Source organism: Kurthia sibirica (assembly GCF_003143975.1).
Lineage (GTDB): Bacteria > Bacillota > Bacilli > Bacillales_A > Planococcaceae > Kurthia > Kurthia sibirica.
In genome coordinates this window covers 1-1,382 of sequence record NZ_QFVR01000059.1, presented here as the reverse complement: position 1 = coordinate 1,382, position 1,382 = coordinate 1, and the positions used below count along the sequence as shown (strand labels likewise).

General features: G+C 33.9%; 1 protein-coding gene. It reads left to right on the top strand.

What is annotated here, in order from left to right; all coding sequences use genetic code 11:
• Window positions 1-963, top strand: a 963-nt coding sequence (locus tag DEX24_RS16805) for an InlB B-repeat-containing protein (RefSeq protein WP_146193018.1), incomplete at its 5' end; no start/stop codon positions are given.
• Window positions 964-1,382: the final 419 nt, after the last annotated feature.

The window sequence follows — 1,382 nt, the reverse complement described above, 5'->3', positions numbered from 1 at the left end:
GGCTATACATTTGCTGGTTGGTATGATGGAGAAAATAAATGGTATTTCTTAAGCGATACGATTAGTAAAGATACTACACTTAGCGCTAAATGGAAGCTAAACGACTATAAAATGACGTTCGATTCTATAGGTGGTAACCCAGTTGCTACTCAAACCGTTCCATTTAACACAGCTGCTAAAGAACCTCTTGTACCAACTAAAGAAGGCTATACATTTGCTGGTTGGTATGATGGAGAAAATAAATGGTATTTCTTAAGCGATACGATTAGTAAAGATACTACACTTAGCGCTAAATGGAAGCTAAACGACTATAAAATGACGTTCGATTCTATAGGTGGTAACCCAGTTGCTACTCAAACCGTTCCATTTAACACAGCTGCTAAAGAACCTCTTGTACCCACTAAAGAAGGCTATACATTTGCTGGTTGGTATGATGGAGAAAATAAATGGCAATTCACGACAGATTTCATTCAAGATAACATGGTATTAACAGCTAAATGGCAAGTGAAGAACTATACCGTTTCATTCGATTCACAAGGTGGCTCAAAAGTAAAATCAACTCAAGTTGATTATTTGAACAAAGCTATTGAACCAAAAAAACCAACGAAAAAAGAGTATACATTTATCGGTTGGTATAATGGTAAAACGAAGTTTATGTTCCCAAAACAATCCATCACGAAAGATACAAAATTAGTAGCTAAATGGCAGCTGATTGATCGTATACCTGCCGAACTAAAAATCAATCCTGTTACAACGAAAAGTAACACAATTTCTGGTAAAACAGAGCCAAATACGGTTGTAGAGTTATACAGAAACGGCGCCTATACAAAGAAAGTACGCTCTAATTCAAAAGGTAACTTTAAAATTGAACTTTATGTACAAGTAACAAAAAAAGCTACTTTCAGCTTACAATCCGTAGATCAAGCAGGCAATAAAAAAATGTATAGTATTAAAGTTAAATAATTTATCACATAAAAAAAGCCCTCTCCGATTAAGGAAAGGGCTTTAGTTTATCTAAAATTAACTAATCCTTCATTTGATTAAGCTAATCTTATGTTATATAATTAGAAGAGATTCATCAATGTTCTTACCACGTAATAAGTTGTTCTTATTACATTTGCCACAATCGAAATTTTAGTCTCTAAACTTTTGGTTTCGATTGTTCGGCGTTCTGATCGAGTCATACCCTTGCGGTGTGGCTCTTTTTTCATTTATATCACCACGTTTCTAAGAAAGATTCCATACAAAAAGAGGACACTGAAAAACTTACGTTTTTTATGACGAGTTGATTTTTTAGATAAAAATAAGGCACTTTCTGTTCGATTTGAACAGAAAGTGCCTTATTTCATTGTCTATTTCTTACTCTTTTTCATTTAGCAGTT